We start from the raw sequence: 15,643 nt of genomic DNA on the forward strand, positions 1-15,643 counted from the left end.
GGCGCGTTGATCGGCGCTTGCCGTGAGTTGCTAGCGCACAGGCAACGCCAGCGCGTCGCTTTCCACACAGGCGACCAGGCGCTCGCCTGCGATCAACGTTGGCACGATGCCGGCAGTGAAATGCGAGAACGCCGGCAGGATGGTGACGCGCTCGCGCAACCAGAACGCCGGCCAGCGGCGCGACATGCCCGGCAGCGCGGCCAGCGGGTGCAGATGCCCGCACAGCACATGCCCGGTCGGATGCGGCAGCGGATCGTGGCGCAGCACGAAGGGGCCATCTTCGACCTGTTCGCCGGCCGCTTCGATATGCAGATCGGCCCCGGCCAAGGCGCGGTCGTGGTTGCCGCGGATGGCGATCACGCGCAATGCGCAATGACGCTCGCGCCATGCGCTCCAGCGGCGATGCCAGGCCGCGCGCGGGGCGGGTCCGTGCAGCAGGTCGCCGAGTATCCATAGCGCATCCACCGCGCGTTGTTCCAGCAGCACATCCAGCCGCTCCAGATCGTGCGCGGTACCGCCGGCCGGCATCCCGATGCCGGCGCGACGGAACACATCGGCCTTGCCCAGATGCAGGTCGGCGATCAACAAGGCGCGTTGTGCCGGCCGATAGAGTGCGCGTTCGCCCAGCAATTCCACGGTTTCGCCGGCCAGCTGCAGCTGCACGCTATCGCCCATGGTTGCGCTCCAGTTGTTCGGCAGCACGCAACACGCGGGCCTTCCAGTCTTCGGTACTCAGTTGGCCGCGTACGCGTTCGGCCCATAACGGAAACGACAACGGAGTGAGGCTGCGCGGTGTGCACAGGCGTAGTTCGCGCCGTGCGCAGTCTTCCAGCGCGTGCGCAAGCCGCGCCAGTTCGAGCTGGCCTTCGAACACTTCGCGCTCGGCCTGGGCCAGCAGCAGATGCTCGGGATCGAAACGCTGCAACACGTCGTACAGCAATCCGCTGGAGGCCTGCAGCTGACGCAGGCTGCGTGGTGCACGGCCGGGCAGCGAGGGCGACAGCAATCCGGCGACGCGCGCGATCTCGCGGAACTGGCGGCGCGCCAGTTCGCCCAGGTTGAGGCTGTCGCGCAGATCCGCGAACAAGCCCTGCGGCGACAGCAAGGCCTGCAAGACGCCCGCATCGAGTTCCACGTCCTGCGCCGGCGACAGCACAAAGCCGTAATCGTTGGCAGCAAAACTAAATGTGTTGCGCTGCCGACGGCCCCAGCGCGCCGCCAGCAACGCCGCCAGCCCTTCGTTGACCTGGCGGCCGGCGAACGGATACACGAACACGTGCCGGCCATCGCGCGCCTTGATGCTTTCCACCAATAAATGGTCCGGGCCGGGCAGCGAGGATAGCGACGCTTGCAGGCGCAGCAATGGGGCCAGCGCCTGCATTTCCGGCGCATCGCCGGGATCGGCAAACACCGCTTCGACCTCGCGGCCCAAGGCCGACGACAGCGGCATGCGTCCGCCCATCCACTTGGGCACCACGCCGCTGCCGCCCTTGGCCACGCGCACGTAGGCGGTCATGTCTTCCAGCCGCACCAGCTCCAGCAAACGCCCGGCGAATTGAAATCTGTCTCCACGGCGCAGACGTCCGATAAATTGTTCTTCCACTGCGCCCAGGCGGCCGCCGCGCAGGAACTGCACGCGCACGCTGCCGTCGCTGGTGATCGTGCCGATGGACAGGCGATGCCGCAGCGCGACGCGCCGATCGATGACGCGATACACGCCTTCTTCGTCGCGGACGACCTTGTGGAAATCCGGGTAGTGCGCCAGCGCGCTGCCGCCTTGCACGATGAAGTCCAGCACCGCCTGCCAGGTGGCGTGGTCCAGCGCTGCGAATGCATCGGTGCCGCGTACTTGCTCAAACAACGCATCGGCCTGAAAACCGCCGCCGAGCGCGAGAGTGACGCAGTGCTGCGCCAACACGTCCAGCGACAGGCGCGGCGGCGGTCGCGCTTCGATCTGCCCCTGCACGATGGCGCGGCGCGCTGCGGCGTATTCAACCAGTTCCAGCGCATGCGAGGGCACGCACACCACATGCCCGGATTCGCCCGGACGGTGGCGCGCGCGGCCGGCACGTTGCAGCAGGCGCGCAATGCCCTTCGGGCTGCCGACCTGCAGCACCTGATCGACCGCCGGGAAATCCACGCCCAGGTCCAGGCTGGAGGTGGCGACCACGCACCGCAGGCTGCCGTCGCGCAAGCCTTGTTCGGCCGCCGCACGCAGGGACGGATCCAGCGAGCCGTGATGCAACGCGAGCGTGGCCGGATCGTCCGGCCACACCGCACTCAAGGCCTGATGCCACAACTCGGCCTGCGCGCGCGTGTTGGTGAACACCAGGCTGGTGCGTTGCTGCATGATCTTCTGCAGCACGCGCGCCAGCTGCGCCAGGCCCAGATGCCCGGCCCACGGAAAGCGTTCGCCGCTGTCGGGCAGCAGCGTCTCCAGGGTCATTGCGCGCGGTTTGACGCCCGAGACCAGCGCAGCATCCGGGCGATGCGGCAACAGCACGTCGCGCGCCTGCGCCAGATTGCCCAGCGTTGCCGACAGGCCCCAGATGCGCAGTTCCGGCACCCAACCGCGCAGGCGCGCCAGGCACAGCTGCAGCAGCACGCCGCGCTTGTTGCCGAGCAGCTCATGCCATTCGTCGACGATCACGCAGCGCAGCGCCGACAACTGCAGCGCGGTGTCGGGGTACGACAACAGCAAGGCCAACGATTCGGGCGTGGTGACCAGCACATCGAGCTTGCCGCTGCGTGCCAGCCGCTTGTCGCGCGAGCTGGCATCGCCGGTACGCAGGCCCACCTGCCAATCCAGCCCCAAGGCCTCCACTGGCTCGCGCAAGGCGCGTGCGGTGTCGGCGGCGAGTGCACGCAAGGGCGTGATCCACAGCACCTGCAGCGTGCGTTGCTGTTGGCGGCGCGCGGTCGTGGCGGGTTTGACCGCCGGCTTTCGTCCGCGCGAAGCCAGCGCTTCCAGCAGCGGCCCACCGAAGGCCGCCAGCGTCTTGCCGCTGCCGGTCGGTGTATGCAGCAAGCCGGACTCGCCGGCGAGATAGCGCTTCCACACATCGCGTTGAAACGGCAACGGCGTCCAGCCGCGCTGCGCGAACCAGCCACGCCATTGCTGCAAGGGCGTGCCGCGTGTCTGTTGTGCAGCACTCACCGTGCCAGCGCCTGCAAGCTGCTCAGGTGATCGGCCTCGCTCATCGGCTTGTCCTGCCGCCAGCGCAGAATGCGCGGGAAACGTACCGCAATGCCGGACTTGTGCCGCGCGCTGCGGTTGACCACTTCGAATCCCAGCTCGAACACATGATGCGCGGTCACTGCGCGTACCGGACCGAAGCGTTCGGTGGTATTGGCGCGGATCCAGCGATCCAGTTGCAGGATCTGCGTGTCGTCCAGGCCCGAGTAGGCCTTGGCGATCGGCACCAGCTGGCCCTCGTGCCACAGCCCGAAGGTGTAGTCGGTGTACAGCGTGCTGCGGCGGCCATGGCCGGCTTGCGCGTACAGCAGCACCGCATCGATGGTGAGCGGGTCGATCTTCCATTTCCACCAGTCGCCGCGTCGGCGGCCGGACTGGTAGGTCGAGTTGGCACGCTTGAGCATCAGCCCTTCCACACCGCGCTCGCGGACATCCAGGCGCAGTTGCGCCGCCGCCTGCCAATCGCCGACCTGCACCAGTGGCGAGGCGACGATACGCGGATCGGCGAGCGTGGTCAGCACGCCTTCCAGCAACGCGCGACGCTCGCGCAATGGACGCTCGCGCAAGTCCTCGCCACCGAGCTCAAGCAGATCGTAGGCGACCACGCGCGCTGGCGCCGCCGCCAATGTCTTTGGCCCGGGCTTGAGCCGCTGGATGCGCGTCTGCAATGCGGTGAACGGCATCGGCAAGGCGTGCTCCGGTTGCCAGGCCAGCAGCTCGCCATCGATGACCGTGCCATCGGGCAACTGCAGCGCGGCCTGTTCGATTTCCGGAAACCGGCCATCCAGGCGTTCCTCGCCACGCGACCACAACGCCGTTTCGCCGGCACGTCGGATCAGCTGCAGCCGAATGCCGTCCCACTTCCATTCCAGCAACCAGTCATCGACCGTGCCCAGCGTTTCAACCTCGGCTTCGAGTGGCGATGCGAGAAAGAACGGGTAGGGCTGTTGACGATCGCTCGGCAATTCTTCGGCGGTCAGCAGGTTGGCCAGATAGGCCGGATGCGGCCGCCAGTTGCCGAGCATGCGCTGTGCAATGCGCGCGATCTCTATCCCGGACATCTCCGCCAGCGCCTGCTGCACCAGTCGCTGCGACACGCCAACGCGCAAGGCGCCGGTCAGCAGCTTGTTGAACACCAGGCGCTCGTCGAAGGCCAGGCTGCGCCACGCCAGCACGATGCAGGCCTTGCGCACCTCGATGTCCTGATTGGCGATCGGCAGCAGCCGCTGTTCGATCCAGTCGGCCAACGGCAGATCGGCCGCTTCGGTGATCGGGTCGTCCAGCAACAAGGCCAAGGTTTCGGCCAGGTCGCCGACATGGTCGTAGCTGTCGGCCACCAGCCAGTCGGCGATGCCGGCGGTTTCGGTGATCCACTCGCGCAATTCGCCGCTGCTGGCGATGCGCATGCGCGTGCCGGCCACCTTGCCGCCGGCCAGCAGGTACAGCGCCCACGCCGCATCCAACGGCGGCGCGCTGCTGAAATAACTGACCAATGCCGCACGCTTGTCGAGCGTGCCGGTGCTGCGATCCAGGGTGCGATACAGCGCGGCAAATCGCTTCACGGCAGGCCCTGCGATGCGGCGCGTTTGTCGGCGGCACGCAGCTCCAGTGCGCGTCGCGTAAACACGCTCAGGCAGCGCGGACGCAGGTAGGGCCGTGGCGGCCCGATCACCGCTGCCGGCCGTGCGCGATGCACGCGAAATGCCAATGCATGCCGATGAAACGCAAGCGCGCCGGTCAAACGGAGACGTGGGCGTGCGCGCGCATAAGGTCGTGCGGGCAAGGGGTTCACTCCTCGGCTCCGAAATCGGTGCGGAAAGCTTCGGCGGCGACGCCGCGTTCCAGCAGATGCTGGATCAACGCATCGGTATTGCCGTGGGTGGCGATCACCCGCCGTGCACCGGTGTCCTCGATGGTGCGCAGCAGGTCAGGCCAATCGGCATGATCGGACACCACAAAACCGCGGTCGTAATTGCGCCGGCGGCGATTGCCGCGAATGCGCATCCAGCCCGATGCGAAGCCCTGTTGCGCATGCCGGAAGCGACGGATCCAGGCACTGCCGGCCGCCGATGGCGGCGCCAGCACCAGTTGCCCGGCATAGTCGGCGCCACGCGCGTGTTCGCTGACCGGTTGGGTGTCCAGCATCGGGATGCCGGCCTGGCGATACACCTCCACGCCCACCGCGATCGCGCCATGCAGCAACGCCGGTTGCGTGTCCCAGGCGCGCAACTCGGCCAGCACGCGTTGCGCCTTGCCCAAGGCATAGCAATACAGAATGGCCGCCTCGCCACGCTCGGCGCATTCGCGGCGCCAGGCGACGATATCGGCCGCGACATCGGAGGTGTCCGGCCAGCGATACACCGGCAACCCGAAGGTCGCTTCGGTGATGAAGGTGTCGCAGGTCACCACTTCGAACGGCTTGCAGGTGGGATCGTGCTGGCGCTTGTAGTCGCCCGAGGCGACCCAGACCTCGCCATCCACTTCGATGCGCACCTGCGCCGAGCCGAGCACGTGGCCTGCCGGATGCAGCGACACCCGCGCACGGCCCAACGTAAACGCTTCACCATCGGCGTGCGTGTGATAGACCTGTTCGCCCAGGCGCCACTGCAGGATCGGCAAGCTCTCGTGCGTGCAGTGGTATTCGCCCATGCCGCTACGCGCGTGGTCGCCGTGTCCGTGGGTGATCACCGCACGCGGCACCGGCCGCCAGGGATCGATGTGGAAGTCGCCCTGCGGGCAATACAGGCCTTCGGGCCCGAGCACCACCAGATCGCCGTGTTTTTCGTCGCCGTTGCGCATGCGGCAACTCTGGCCAAGCCGGTGTGCAGATCCTGAGAATGAGAATGGCGTGCAGCCAGGCGTCTATGCGTGCGTGCGCTCTGCAATACGCACGGTAGGCAAGAGGTCACCGCATCGCGTGCGATTTGTGGTGAGGCGCCACAGTTTCCGTGCGGATTGGCCGCCAGCGGCACGCAGCGATCCGCCGCGCTTGCCCTGGCAGCAGGCAGCAGGCAGGCAGCATGCAGCGCACGCTCCGCACCGCAGACGACCAACGCATCTCATCGCACCTGCATCGCACGCGCTAATGCCGCGTACGTCGTCCAGGCGTACGCACTGCAGTGGCCTCCACCGCCAAGGTAAAGCCGCGTTCTTCGCCGCCCAGCATCGCGCCGACATCCACGACCTGGCGACGGATCTCTTCGCCCTTGCCGTTCCGTACGATCACCACCACGGTGTATTCCAACGGATCGCCGTCGGCGGGATGACGGATGGTGCCATCGACCTTCAGTGGCACGATCGGCGCCGGCTGTGCGTGTTGCACAGCCGCCGAATCGAAGCGCAGGTGGTGCTTGCAGGCAGGGCAGACGCTGGCGCTTTCCAGAATCGTCGCCTTGCAATGCGGGCAGCTGCGCGTGGCACCGGGCGTGCCCGGGCGGGGCGCACTCATGTGGCGTCGTTGTCTCCGCCGACAGTCGCTTTGCTGGCACTGGCCGGCTTGCCGGTGTCATCGCCCCAACCGAAGTCGGCCTGGCCGCGCATGCGCGCGCCCGAGGCCACGGTCAGGCTGCCGGCCTTGACGTCGCCGACCAGCACGCCGGAGGTCTGCAATTCCACTTGCGCTGCCGACTCGATATTGCCCTCCAGCTCGCCGGCGATGATCACCTTGTTGGCACGCACGCCGCCGTTGAGCTTGGCGCCGCGCTCGATGGTGAGATCGCCCTTGACGTTGACGTCGCCCTTGAAGCGACCGGCCAGACGAACATGGCCGGCACCTTCAATCTTGCCTTCGATGCTGATGTCGGCGGCGATCAGCGATTCCTTCGCCTCGCCCTGGCGCTGCGGTGTCGCAGCGGCGGGCGCAACAGCGGCAGGCGCCGCGGCCGGCATCGGCGGAGCCGGGCTGGCCTCTGCATTGAATAGCCGCCCATCGGCGGCGGGGACGTCGGCTGCTGCCGGAATACCGTCTTTCCTGTTGGGACCTTGATCGCGCCACATCGACATCGGACTGCCTCGCTGGGGGTCAAGGCCCGACTATCGCTGCGTCGATCGATATTTTATGTGACAGCCTGCGCAATCCGACACCGACAGCGCGTCGACTCAGTCCGATATATCGGTCTGGCCACGGTGGCGCTCGATCCGGTTGCGACCGCGATGCTTGGCTGCATAGAGCGCGGCATCGGCCTTCTTGATCAGGTTCGCTCCCAGTTCGCCGTCGGCCGGAAAGCTCGCCACGCCGATCGAGGCGGTCACGCGCGGCAATGAGCGCGCACCATCGCTGACCGCCAGTACTGCGATGTCGCTACGAATCTGTTCGGCCACGCGCATGGCCTCGTCGCCCTCGGTTTCGGGCAGGATCACGGTGAACTCCTCGCCGCCGTAGCGGCAGGCCACATCTTCGGCGCGCAGGCGGGTCAGCAGCATCTCGCCGACCGCAGCCAGCAACAGATCGCCGCCGGCATGCCCCTGGCTGTCGTTGAATTGCTTGAAGTGATCGATATCGAGCATCAATACCGACAACGGCAGACCGCGTCGCGCGCAGCGCGCCAACTCGTGACTGAGCGATTCTTCCAGATAGCGTCGGTTGTACAGCCCGGTCAGCGCGTCGCGGATCGATTGCCGGCGCAGCGATTCGCGCAGGTGCAGATTGCTCAAAGCCAACGACAGCTGCTCGGCGGCCGCTTCGGCGATCTCCAGCCGTGGCATCGGGCCTGGCCCGGGGCAGGACAGGAACAGAAAACCGAGTTGGGTGCCTTGCGCGGACATCGGCAGGCAGGCGGTGGTGATCGATGCATCCATTTTTGGCGCATCGATATGCGCGCACAGTGCATCGCGGCGCAGGTCTTCGATGACGTGCGGCTGGCCGCGTCGCAATGCCCAGCACTCTTCCGGCATCAGGTGCGGCGCGCTGTGGACAAGGGGCTCGCCCCAATGGCTGATCGCTTCGGCACGATCCTGCGAGGCGCGCAGCAGATAGACGCTTCCGGCCACACCCGGCAGCAGACTGGCCAGGGTGCGGCTGGTCACCACCAGCGCCTCTTCTGCGCTGATGCAGCTTTGCAATAAACCGGTGTAACGGCTGAGCAGATTGAGGTCTGCCGTACTGCGCTGCAGCGCGCCGATGCTGTCGCCCAACTCGCGATTGGCCTGCGCTGCCAGCTGTTCGGCCTGCGCCCGGTTGCGCAGTTCGCGCATCAGCAGCGCATACACCGTGCCCACCACCGCCAGGCCGAACGGGATGCCGGCCAGGGCCAGCACCAGCAACAGGCTGGCGCTGGCATCGCTGCTGTGTGCACGTTGCGTCAGCAGTTGCTGTTCGCGCTGCACCATGGTCAACGCCTGTTCGCGGATGGCGCTGGTGGTGCGGAATGCGGTTTGCCGGATGCTGGTGCGAGCCGGCTCCAATCCGCCTTGCGCATACGCATCGAGCACTTGCTGGATCTGCTCAAGGCGCGTCTCCACCAGGCGCTGCAAGGTGGCCAGGTGGGCGACCTGGGACGGATTGTCGGCAATCAGGCGACGCAGGTTGTCGAACAGGATCGGCAGACGATCGACACTGGTTTGGTAATCCAGCAGATAGGCATCGTTGCCGGTGAGCAGGAAGCCGCGTTGCGCCGATTCGGCATCCAGCGCGCGCGCCTGGATCTCGTCGACCCGGCCGATGACTTCATGGGTATGCGACACCAGTGCGGCATCGGCCAACGAGCGCCGCGCACCGATGAAAATACCGATGCCGATGGCAATGAAGATGAGCGCAGAGAACACCAGCGCAACTTGGTTGCGGTAGCGCGAGACGAGGGAAGAGTGCATCCGCCAATGCTAGCCTGCCAGGCTCAACAACACGAGTTCACTATTGCCCGAAGATGGACGCGCCGGCATGTTGGATGCCGGCGCGTCTGCAACATCATGCGGTCAGGCGTTGCGCTCAGTGATCCGTATGCTCGGCGTCGTGCTTGTCGGCATTCTGTTCGGCCTTGTTGGCCATCTCACGGGTCTTGTCGGCGGTGGCGTCTGCGGCGTTTGCAGTGGCGCGGCTGGCGTCGGCAGCCATCTCGCGCGCGGCAACGCGTGCGTCGGCAGTGGCTGCCTTGGCCTGCACGGCGGCGCGATCGGCGGCTTGTTCGGTTGCAGCAGCGGCGTGTTTGGCTGCGGATGCAGCATCGCGTTGTGCCTGCTCTGCGTCAGGGCCCTGGCAGGCGGCGAGAGTGAGGGCGGCAATGGCGCTCAACGACAGCATGCGGATCGTCTTCATGGGTGGTCCTGTTCCTGTTCCGGTGTTGGAAGGCGGAGCTTATGCACGAGCCGATGCAGCCTGCGTCAATGCGCGGCCTGCCATTCAGCCCCCGGGCGGCATGCGGTGCCTACCCGACGCAACAGATCCGGTTGAATCGCGCCAGATGCCCCCACCCAACGCGCAGGCAAAGAAAAAGCCGCTGGAAACCAGCGGCTTTTTCCGAACTCGCTTGGAGCTAAGAAGTGATTACTTCTTGGCTTCCTGAGCGGTGTCCTTAGCAGCTTCGGCGGTGTTTTCAGCCGTCTTGGCAGCGTCGGCAGCCTGGTCGGCAGCAGCGTCGGTCGCGGCGCCGGAAGCAGCCTGAGCAGCGTCAGCGGCGGTGTCGGCCGAAGCAGCAGCGGTGTTGGCGGCAGACTGAGCGGCGTCAGCCGACTGCGAGCCCGAGGCAGCAGCCTGGTCAGCAGCGGTCTGTGCGTCGGTAGCAGCTTCGTTAGCCGAAGCAGCAGCGTCCTGAGCCTGTTCCGGCTTCGAGCAAGCGGTCAGGGCCAGGCCCAGAGCCATTGCGATCAGCAGCTTGTTAATGGTCATTGTTTCAATCCTCGTCGTTAGATTAGGCAACGCGCTATTGCGCGCCCCCGACATGATGACGGCCACAAGACCAGTGTCAAGCGCACGCGCATTCAGTTTTGCAAAATCGCCGTTAAAAACAATTAAATCAATTCGATAGCGATGGCTGTCGCCTCGCCACCGCCGATGCAAAGCGTCGCGATTCCGCGCTTGCCCCCGTGTCTGCGCAACGCGTTCACCAATGTCACCACCAGGCGCGCGCCCGATGCACCGATCGGATGACCCAATGCGCAGGCACCGCCGTGCACGTTGACCTTGTCGTGCGCGATGCCGAGTTCGGCGATCGGCGCCATCGCCACCACCGCGAACGCTTCGTTGATTTCGAACAGATCCACCTGGTCCAGTTGCCAACCGATCTTGCCGATCAACGAGGTGATCGCCGCGACCGGCGCAGTGGTGAACCACTCAGGTGCCTGCGAGTGGGTGACATGCCCAACGATGCGCGCAAGCGCTGTCACGCCACGACGTTGCGCCTCGTCGGCGCTCATCAACACGGTAATCGCCGCGCCGTCGGAAATGCTGGAGGAACTGGCTGCGGTGACGGTGCCGTCCTTCTTGAACGCCGGTTTCAGCGTTGGAATCTTGGCGGTATCGGATTTGCCCGGCTGCTCATCGGTGTCGACAATCACCTCGCCCTTGCGCGTAGCGACCGTGACCGCAACGATTTCGTCAGCGAATGCACCGCTGCGCTGCGCGGCCTGCGCACGTTCGACCGAGGCGATTGCAAAGGCATCCTGGTCGGCGCGGCTGAAGCCGAACTTTTCGGCAGTGGCTTCGCCGAACACGCCCATGGCCTGGCCGTCGTAGGGATTGGTCAGGCCATCCCACGCCATGTGATCGATCGCCTGGAAATTGCCGTAGCGGTTGCCGGTGCGCGAGTTGGGCAACAGATGCGGCGCGTTGCTCATCGACTCCATGCCGCCGGCCACCACGATGCTGGCCGAGCCGGCTTTGATCAGATCGTGTCCGAACATGATCGCCTTCATGCCCGAGCCGCACACCTTGTTGATGGTGGTGGCACCGGTCGAAGTGGGAATGCCTGCGGCGATGGCGGCCTGGCGGGCCGGTGCCTGGCCGAGGTTGGCCGGCAACACGCAGCCGACGATGACTTCTGAAACGTCGGCCGGCGCGATCCCCGATTGCGCCAGCGCGCCCTGGATCGCAGTGGCGGCGAGCGTCGGTGCCGGCACTCCGTTGAATTGACCGAGGAACGATCCGATGGCAGTGCGTTTGGCAGCAACGATGACGATGTCGGACATGAGTGGATACCGTTTAAAGTGAAACGATTATCTGCCTCGTGGCCGATTCGCGCCAGCACACGACAGGGCTGCGACAGCGGCGCGCCGATGCAGTATAAAGACGGCGTTCGGGCCCGGGGTTGGGCCCTATCCATGGAATGGGTTCGGGGAGAACGCTTCAAATGAACAAAACACACGTCGCCAGGACCGTCCTGGCCTCGGCGTTGGCTGTTGCCTTGACCGCGTGTGGCGGTGGCGGCGGCGGAAACGGTGGTGGCATTCGTCCCACCACACCGACCGCACCGCCTCCGACCTCGCCGCCGCCGCCGCCGTCGACCTCACCACCGCCGCCACCGCCGGCTCCGACGACGCCAGAGCCTGCAATCGACGCGCATCTGGCGTTGACCAATGCACGTGCCGCACAGGCATTGGGTTTCACCGGCGCCGGTTATCGCATCGGCGTGATCGACACCGGCATCAACGCCATGCATCCGGCGCTGCAGGGAAAGGTCAGCGACAGCTTCATCTACGTCGATCCGCGCGAGAACAACATCGCGGTGGGCGATGTGGTGGGGCACGGCACGGTGGTCGCCGAACTTGCGGCCGGGCGTGCCGTGGGCCAGTGGCCGGGTGGCATCGCCAGCGGCGCAGGACTGGTGTCCGCACGCATCATCAGCGACGAGCCTCCGGACGATGACGGCAGCGGCAACGGCAATGAAATCGATGGGCCGCTCGGCCTGGCCGCAGTGCATGCCGACCTGATCGGCGCAGGCGTGCGCATCATGAACAATTCGTGGGGCGGTCTTTACTGGACCAATCCGACGGTGACCGACCAGATCGCACAGGAATACCGGTCGTTCGTGATCGATAACGATGGCTTGGTGGTGTTCGCCTCCGGCAATGAATCCAGGATGCAACCGTCGGACACGGCCGCGTTGCCGAGCCAGCCCGGCCCCAATGGCACGCTGCCGGCCGCCGATCTGGAGCGCGGCTGGCTGGTGGTCGGCGCGCTGGATACCGCCAATCCCACGCAGCTGGCGTCGTATTCCAATGCCTGCGGCGTGGCGATGCGTTACTGCCTGGTGGCGCCTGGGACCTCGATATTCATCGATCCCGATGCCACCGCCAGCAACATCCGTTACTTGTACGGCAGCGGCACCTCGTTTGCCGCGCCACTGGTCTCTGGCGCAGCGGCATTGGTGTGGCAGGCATTTCCGTACTTCAACAACGATCTGGTTCGACAGACGTTGTTGGGCACCGCCACCGATCTGGGCGCGGCTGGCGTCGATCCGACGTTCGGTTACGGCCTGCTCAACGTGGGCAAGGCGGTACTGGGGCCGGCACGTTTCGATTGGGGCACGGTGGATGTCACGGTCAACAGCTTGCGCTCGACCTGGGCCAACGACGTCAGCGGCGCCGGTGGCCTGACCAAACGCGGCACCGGCACGCTGGTGTTGAGCAGCGACGCCAATACCTTTACCGGCGACACCCAGGTCCTCGGCGGCACCTTGCAGACCGCCAGTCTGCAGAGTGCGCGCGTCGGCATCGCCAATGGCGCGACGCTGATCGGTGCAGGCACGATCGGTGGCAGGGTGGATAACGCCGGCACGCTGCAGGTCAACAGTGCGACGCTGTCTGTCAATGGCAATTACACCCAGACCGGCAATGGCCGCCTGGCGTTGAACGTGGGCGATCGTATGAACGTCATGGGCACCGCGACGATTGCCGGCGATCTGCAAGTGCTCGGCCGGCGGGACTACGTGATCGACAACAACAGCTATACCTTGCTGCAAGCGAGCGACGGCCTGCAGGGCAGATTCGATTCGCTGAGTAGTGGGCCGGCTGTCACCTTCCTCGATGCCAATCTGACGTACGACAGCAACAATGCGTATCTGTCGTTGCGGCGTATGGACGTCACTGCCGTGGCCAACACGCTAGGCATGACCGGCACTGCGGCGATGGAGTCGGCAGTGCGCGTGGAGCAGGCGTTTCAGCAAGTGGATGCGCAGCAGCTGAAGGGCAATGGCGCCATCAGCAGTGGCTTCATTCGGGCTGCGGCCGCCTTGCAGCAATCGCCCACCGCCAAGGCGGCGGCCGATTCGCTGCGCAGCCTGTCCGGTCGTGCGCATGCCGAGTCGGCTGCGATGACCTTCGACACCATCGATCTGGGACGGCGTGCATTGGCCGCGCATTTCGATGCGCTGTCGCAGCAGCCGCGTGTGTTGGGTGTGTGGCAGCGTGCGCTGGGCGGGCCTGGCGAGGGCGGGGTGACCACGGCGGGATTTGCGACCTCCGGCTGGATGATGGGCAACGATCTGCACCTGGCATCCGGCGCGGTCACCGGCTTTGCCTTCGGCGAAACGCGCTCCAACAGCCTGGGCGATCTGGATGGCGCGCGCGGCCGCGATCGTCAGGTGCAAGGTCAGCTGTATTGGGGCACCACGCTGGGCTCGGCCTATACGCTGGGCCAGTTGGGGTTTGGCAATGTCGATCGTCAGATCGAGCGCAGCCTGCAGTTCGGCGAGGAGCGCAGTAGCGCGTTCAGCGACTACAGCGGCAGTTATCTCAGCGGCAATCTGGAAACCGGGTATCGCTGGGGCGGTGCGCGCGCAAGCCTGACCCCGTACATGGGCCTGGATTACGTGCGTCTGCGTAGCGAAGGTTTCCGCGAAAGCGGTGGTGAAGGCTTCGGGCTGCGCGCCGATGCAAGCACCTCCTCGCGTACCCAGGTTCTGGCCGGCGTGCGTTCGGCGTATCGCTGGCGTGGCATCCAGTTGGGTGGTTATGCCGAGTGGCAACAGGCGTTGAGCAGCGAAGGCTTGATGCTCGATGCCAGCTTCATCGGTGTGGATGCCTGGGCACCGCTGCGCGGCATGCAGCCGGCACGGTCGGGCGGCTTGTTCGGCATCGCGGCCTCTGCGCCCTTCGGCAATCAGAGCCAGCTGCGTTTCGGTTATGACCAGCGTGTGGGCGAGCGCGGCGACGATCGCGCGCTGAGCCTGAAGTACAGCGCCGATTTCTGATCGGTGTGCCTGACGCCCGGGTGCAATGCCCGGGCGTCAGGTGTGCGTCGGCGATTGCGTCATCGCACGTGTTCTCGAACGCGGCCCGCCTATTGGCGTGCTTATTCGCCGCGCAATTTATGCAGAAAGCGCGGTGCGGTGCGGCCCAGCGGCAGTTTGAGCTTGCTGATGGCCTCGATGCGCGCCTCGGCGATCTGATCGGCCGCCTGCTGCGGCGACACGTTCAGGTGAGTGGACAGGTCGAAGACCTTTTCCAGGTTGTGATAGATGCTGCGGATCAACCGCATCGCACGTTCGCGGTTGTAGCCGTCGATCTCCAGCGACACATTCATCACGCCACCAGCGTTGACCACGTAGTCGGGCGCGTAGAGGATACCGCGCCTGTGCAGTTCGTCGCCGATGGCGGCACTGGCGAGCTGGTTGTTGGCGGTGCCGCAAATGATCTTGGCCTTGAGCCGCGGCAGCGTGTCTTCGTTGATCGCACCTTCCAGCGCGCACGGCGCGAACACGTCGGCCGGCACCTGGTAGATCTCGTCGATGCTCACCGCTTCGGCGCCGTACTCGGACACCGCGCGGTCCACCAGCGCAGGGTTCAGATCGGCCACATAGAGCTTGGCGCCGCGCTCCTTGAGCAGTTTCACCAGTTCCATGCCGATATGGCCCAGGCCCTGGATCGCAATACTGGCCTTGCCGACTTCTTCGTGTCCGAGTTTGCGATTGAGCGATGCCATCAGCGCCTGCAGCGCGCCATAGGCGGTGAACGGAGCCGGGTCGCCGGAGCCGCGATGCACCTGGTGCACGCCGGTGACGTACTCGCTCTCCAGGTAGATCTGCTCCATGTCGTTGACATCGGTACCGACGTCCTCGGAGGTGATGTAGCGCCCGCCCAGGGTGTCGACAAAACGGCCGAATGCGCGGAACAGCGCCTCGCTCTTGTCGGTCTTGGGGTCGCCGATGATCACCGCCTTGCCGCCGCCGACGTTCAATCCCGCCAGTGCGTTCTTGTAGGTCATGGTGCGGCTGAGCCGCAGCGCGTCGTTGAGCGCGTCTTCGCTATTGGCGTATGGGCGCATCCGCACGCCGCCCAACGCTGGCCCGAGGCGGGTGCTGTGCAGCGCGATGATCGCCTTGAGGCCGGCATCGCGGTTGTGACAGAAAATCACCTGCTCGTGGCCGGTGGTGTCGAGGGTTTCGAAAAGCATCGAAGGCTCCGCGGGGCTGCGTGATGTGCCTTCCCTGAGGCCGGGCCGGAGCCCGTGCAATGGGAAACAAAAAACGCGACGTCTGCAGACCCTGTCCGATCACGTCGCGCTGCAACATTTTAAAC

The 15,643-nt window shown here is 65.7% G+C and carries 13 protein-coding genes and 1 tRNA gene; 1 reads left to right on the forward strand and 13 read right to left on the reverse strand.

Translation table 11 applies throughout. The features are described from left to right. Nucleotides 1-30 precede the first annotated feature (30 nt). The 12 genes from pdeM to GGR62_RS00290 all read right to left on the reverse strand — a co-directional run bounded on the left by pdeM (nucleotide 31) and on the right by GGR62_RS00290 (nucleotide 11,314). Nucleotides 31-675, reverse strand: coding sequence for a ligase-associated DNA damage response endonuclease PdeM (gene pdeM, locus GGR62_RS00235; protein ID WP_184405752.1), 645 nt, complete (start codon nucleotides 673-675; stop codon nucleotides 31-33). Next, complete coding sequence (locus GGR62_RS00240; protein ID WP_184405755.1) at nucleotides 665-3,061, reverse strand: ligase-associated DNA damage response DEXH box helicase; 2,397 nt, start codon at nucleotides 3,059-3,061, stop codon at nucleotides 665-667. Before GGR62_RS00240 ends, pdeM begins: the two co-directional genes overlap by 11 nt. After that, nucleotides 3,021-3,122: transfer RNA gene (locus tag GGR62_RS00245), tRNA-OTHER, on the reverse strand. The genes GGR62_RS00240 and GGR62_RS00245 overlap by 41 nt, the downstream gene beginning before the upstream one ends. A gap of 31 nt (nucleotides 3,123-3,153) precedes the next feature. Beyond that, on the reverse strand, nucleotides 3,154-4,758 hold the full coding sequence (locus GGR62_RS00250; protein ID WP_184405757.1) for an ATP-dependent DNA ligase: 1,605 nt from the start codon (nucleotides 4,756-4,758) through the stop codon (nucleotides 3,154-3,156). Further along, on the reverse strand, nucleotides 4,755-4,988 hold the full coding sequence (locus GGR62_RS00255; protein WP_184405759.1) for a hypothetical protein: 234 nt from the start codon (nucleotides 4,986-4,988) through the stop codon (nucleotides 4,755-4,757). Before GGR62_RS00255 ends, GGR62_RS00250 begins: the two co-directional genes overlap by 4 nt. After that, nucleotides 4,985-5,995: a ligase-associated DNA damage response exonuclease gene (locus GGR62_RS00260; protein WP_184405760.1), complete on the reverse strand. Its 1,011-nt coding sequence runs from the start codon at nucleotides 5,993-5,995 to the stop codon at nucleotides 4,985-4,987. The genes GGR62_RS00255 and GGR62_RS00260 overlap by 4 nt, the downstream gene beginning before the upstream one ends. A 283-nt stretch (nucleotides 5,996-6,278) precedes the next feature. Then, complete coding sequence (locus GGR62_RS00265) at nucleotides 6,279-6,644, reverse strand: hypothetical protein (protein ID WP_184405762.1); 366 nt, start codon at nucleotides 6,642-6,644, stop codon at nucleotides 6,279-6,281. Next, nucleotides 6,641-7,198 carry a polymer-forming cytoskeletal protein gene (locus tag GGR62_RS00270; RefSeq protein ID WP_184405764.1) on the reverse strand — a complete coding sequence of 186 codons (558 nt, stop codon included), beginning with the start codon at nucleotides 7,196-7,198 and terminating at the stop codon, nucleotides 6,641-6,643. The genes GGR62_RS00265 and GGR62_RS00270 overlap by 4 nt, the downstream gene beginning before the upstream one ends. A gap of 96 nt (nucleotides 7,199-7,294) precedes the next feature. After that, nucleotides 7,295-9,004 (reverse strand): diguanylate cyclase, encoded by a 1,710-nt coding sequence (locus tag GGR62_RS00275; protein WP_184405766.1) that lies wholly within the window; start codon nucleotides 9,002-9,004, stop codon nucleotides 7,295-7,297. Nucleotides 9,005-9,119: 115 nt separating this feature from the next. Beyond that, entirely contained in the window at nucleotides 9,120-9,446 is a 327-nt protein-coding gene (locus GGR62_RS00280; protein ID WP_184405767.1) for a hypothetical protein, read from the reverse strand. Nucleotides 9,447-9,674: 228 nt separating this feature from the next. Beyond that, the gene (locus GGR62_RS00285) at nucleotides 9,675-10,016 is read right to left on the reverse strand and encodes a hypothetical protein (protein WP_184405768.1); all 342 of its coding nucleotides are present in this window, start codon (nucleotides 10,014-10,016) and stop codon (nucleotides 9,675-9,677) included. Between the two features lie 122 nt (nucleotides 10,017-10,138). Beyond that, nucleotides 10,139-11,314 carry a thiolase family protein gene (locus GGR62_RS00290; RefSeq protein WP_184405769.1) on the reverse strand — a complete coding sequence of 392 codons (1,176 nt, stop codon included), beginning with the start codon at nucleotides 11,312-11,314 and terminating at the stop codon, nucleotides 10,139-10,141. 161 nt (nucleotides 11,315-11,475) lie between these two features. Here GGR62_RS00290 and GGR62_RS00295 point away from each other — a divergent pair, with 161 nt between their 5' ends. Beyond that, on the forward strand, nucleotides 11,476-14,316 hold the full coding sequence (locus tag GGR62_RS00295; protein ID WP_184405770.1) for an autotransporter serine protease: 2,841 nt from the start codon (nucleotides 11,476-11,478) through the stop codon (nucleotides 14,314-14,316). Between the two features lie 101 nt (nucleotides 14,317-14,417). Here GGR62_RS00295 and GGR62_RS00300 read toward each other — a convergent pair whose 3' ends face one another. Next, entirely contained in the window at nucleotides 14,418-15,518 is a 1,101-nt protein-coding gene (locus GGR62_RS00300) for a Glu/Leu/Phe/Val dehydrogenase (RefSeq protein ID WP_184405771.1), read from the reverse strand. Nucleotides 15,519-15,643 lie beyond the last annotated feature (125 nt).

Origin of the sequence: Xanthomonas sp. 3075, assembly GCF_014197275.1 — a bacterium.
GTDB lineage: Bacteria > Pseudomonadota > Gammaproteobacteria > Xanthomonadales > Xanthomonadaceae > Xanthomonas > Xanthomonas campestris_B.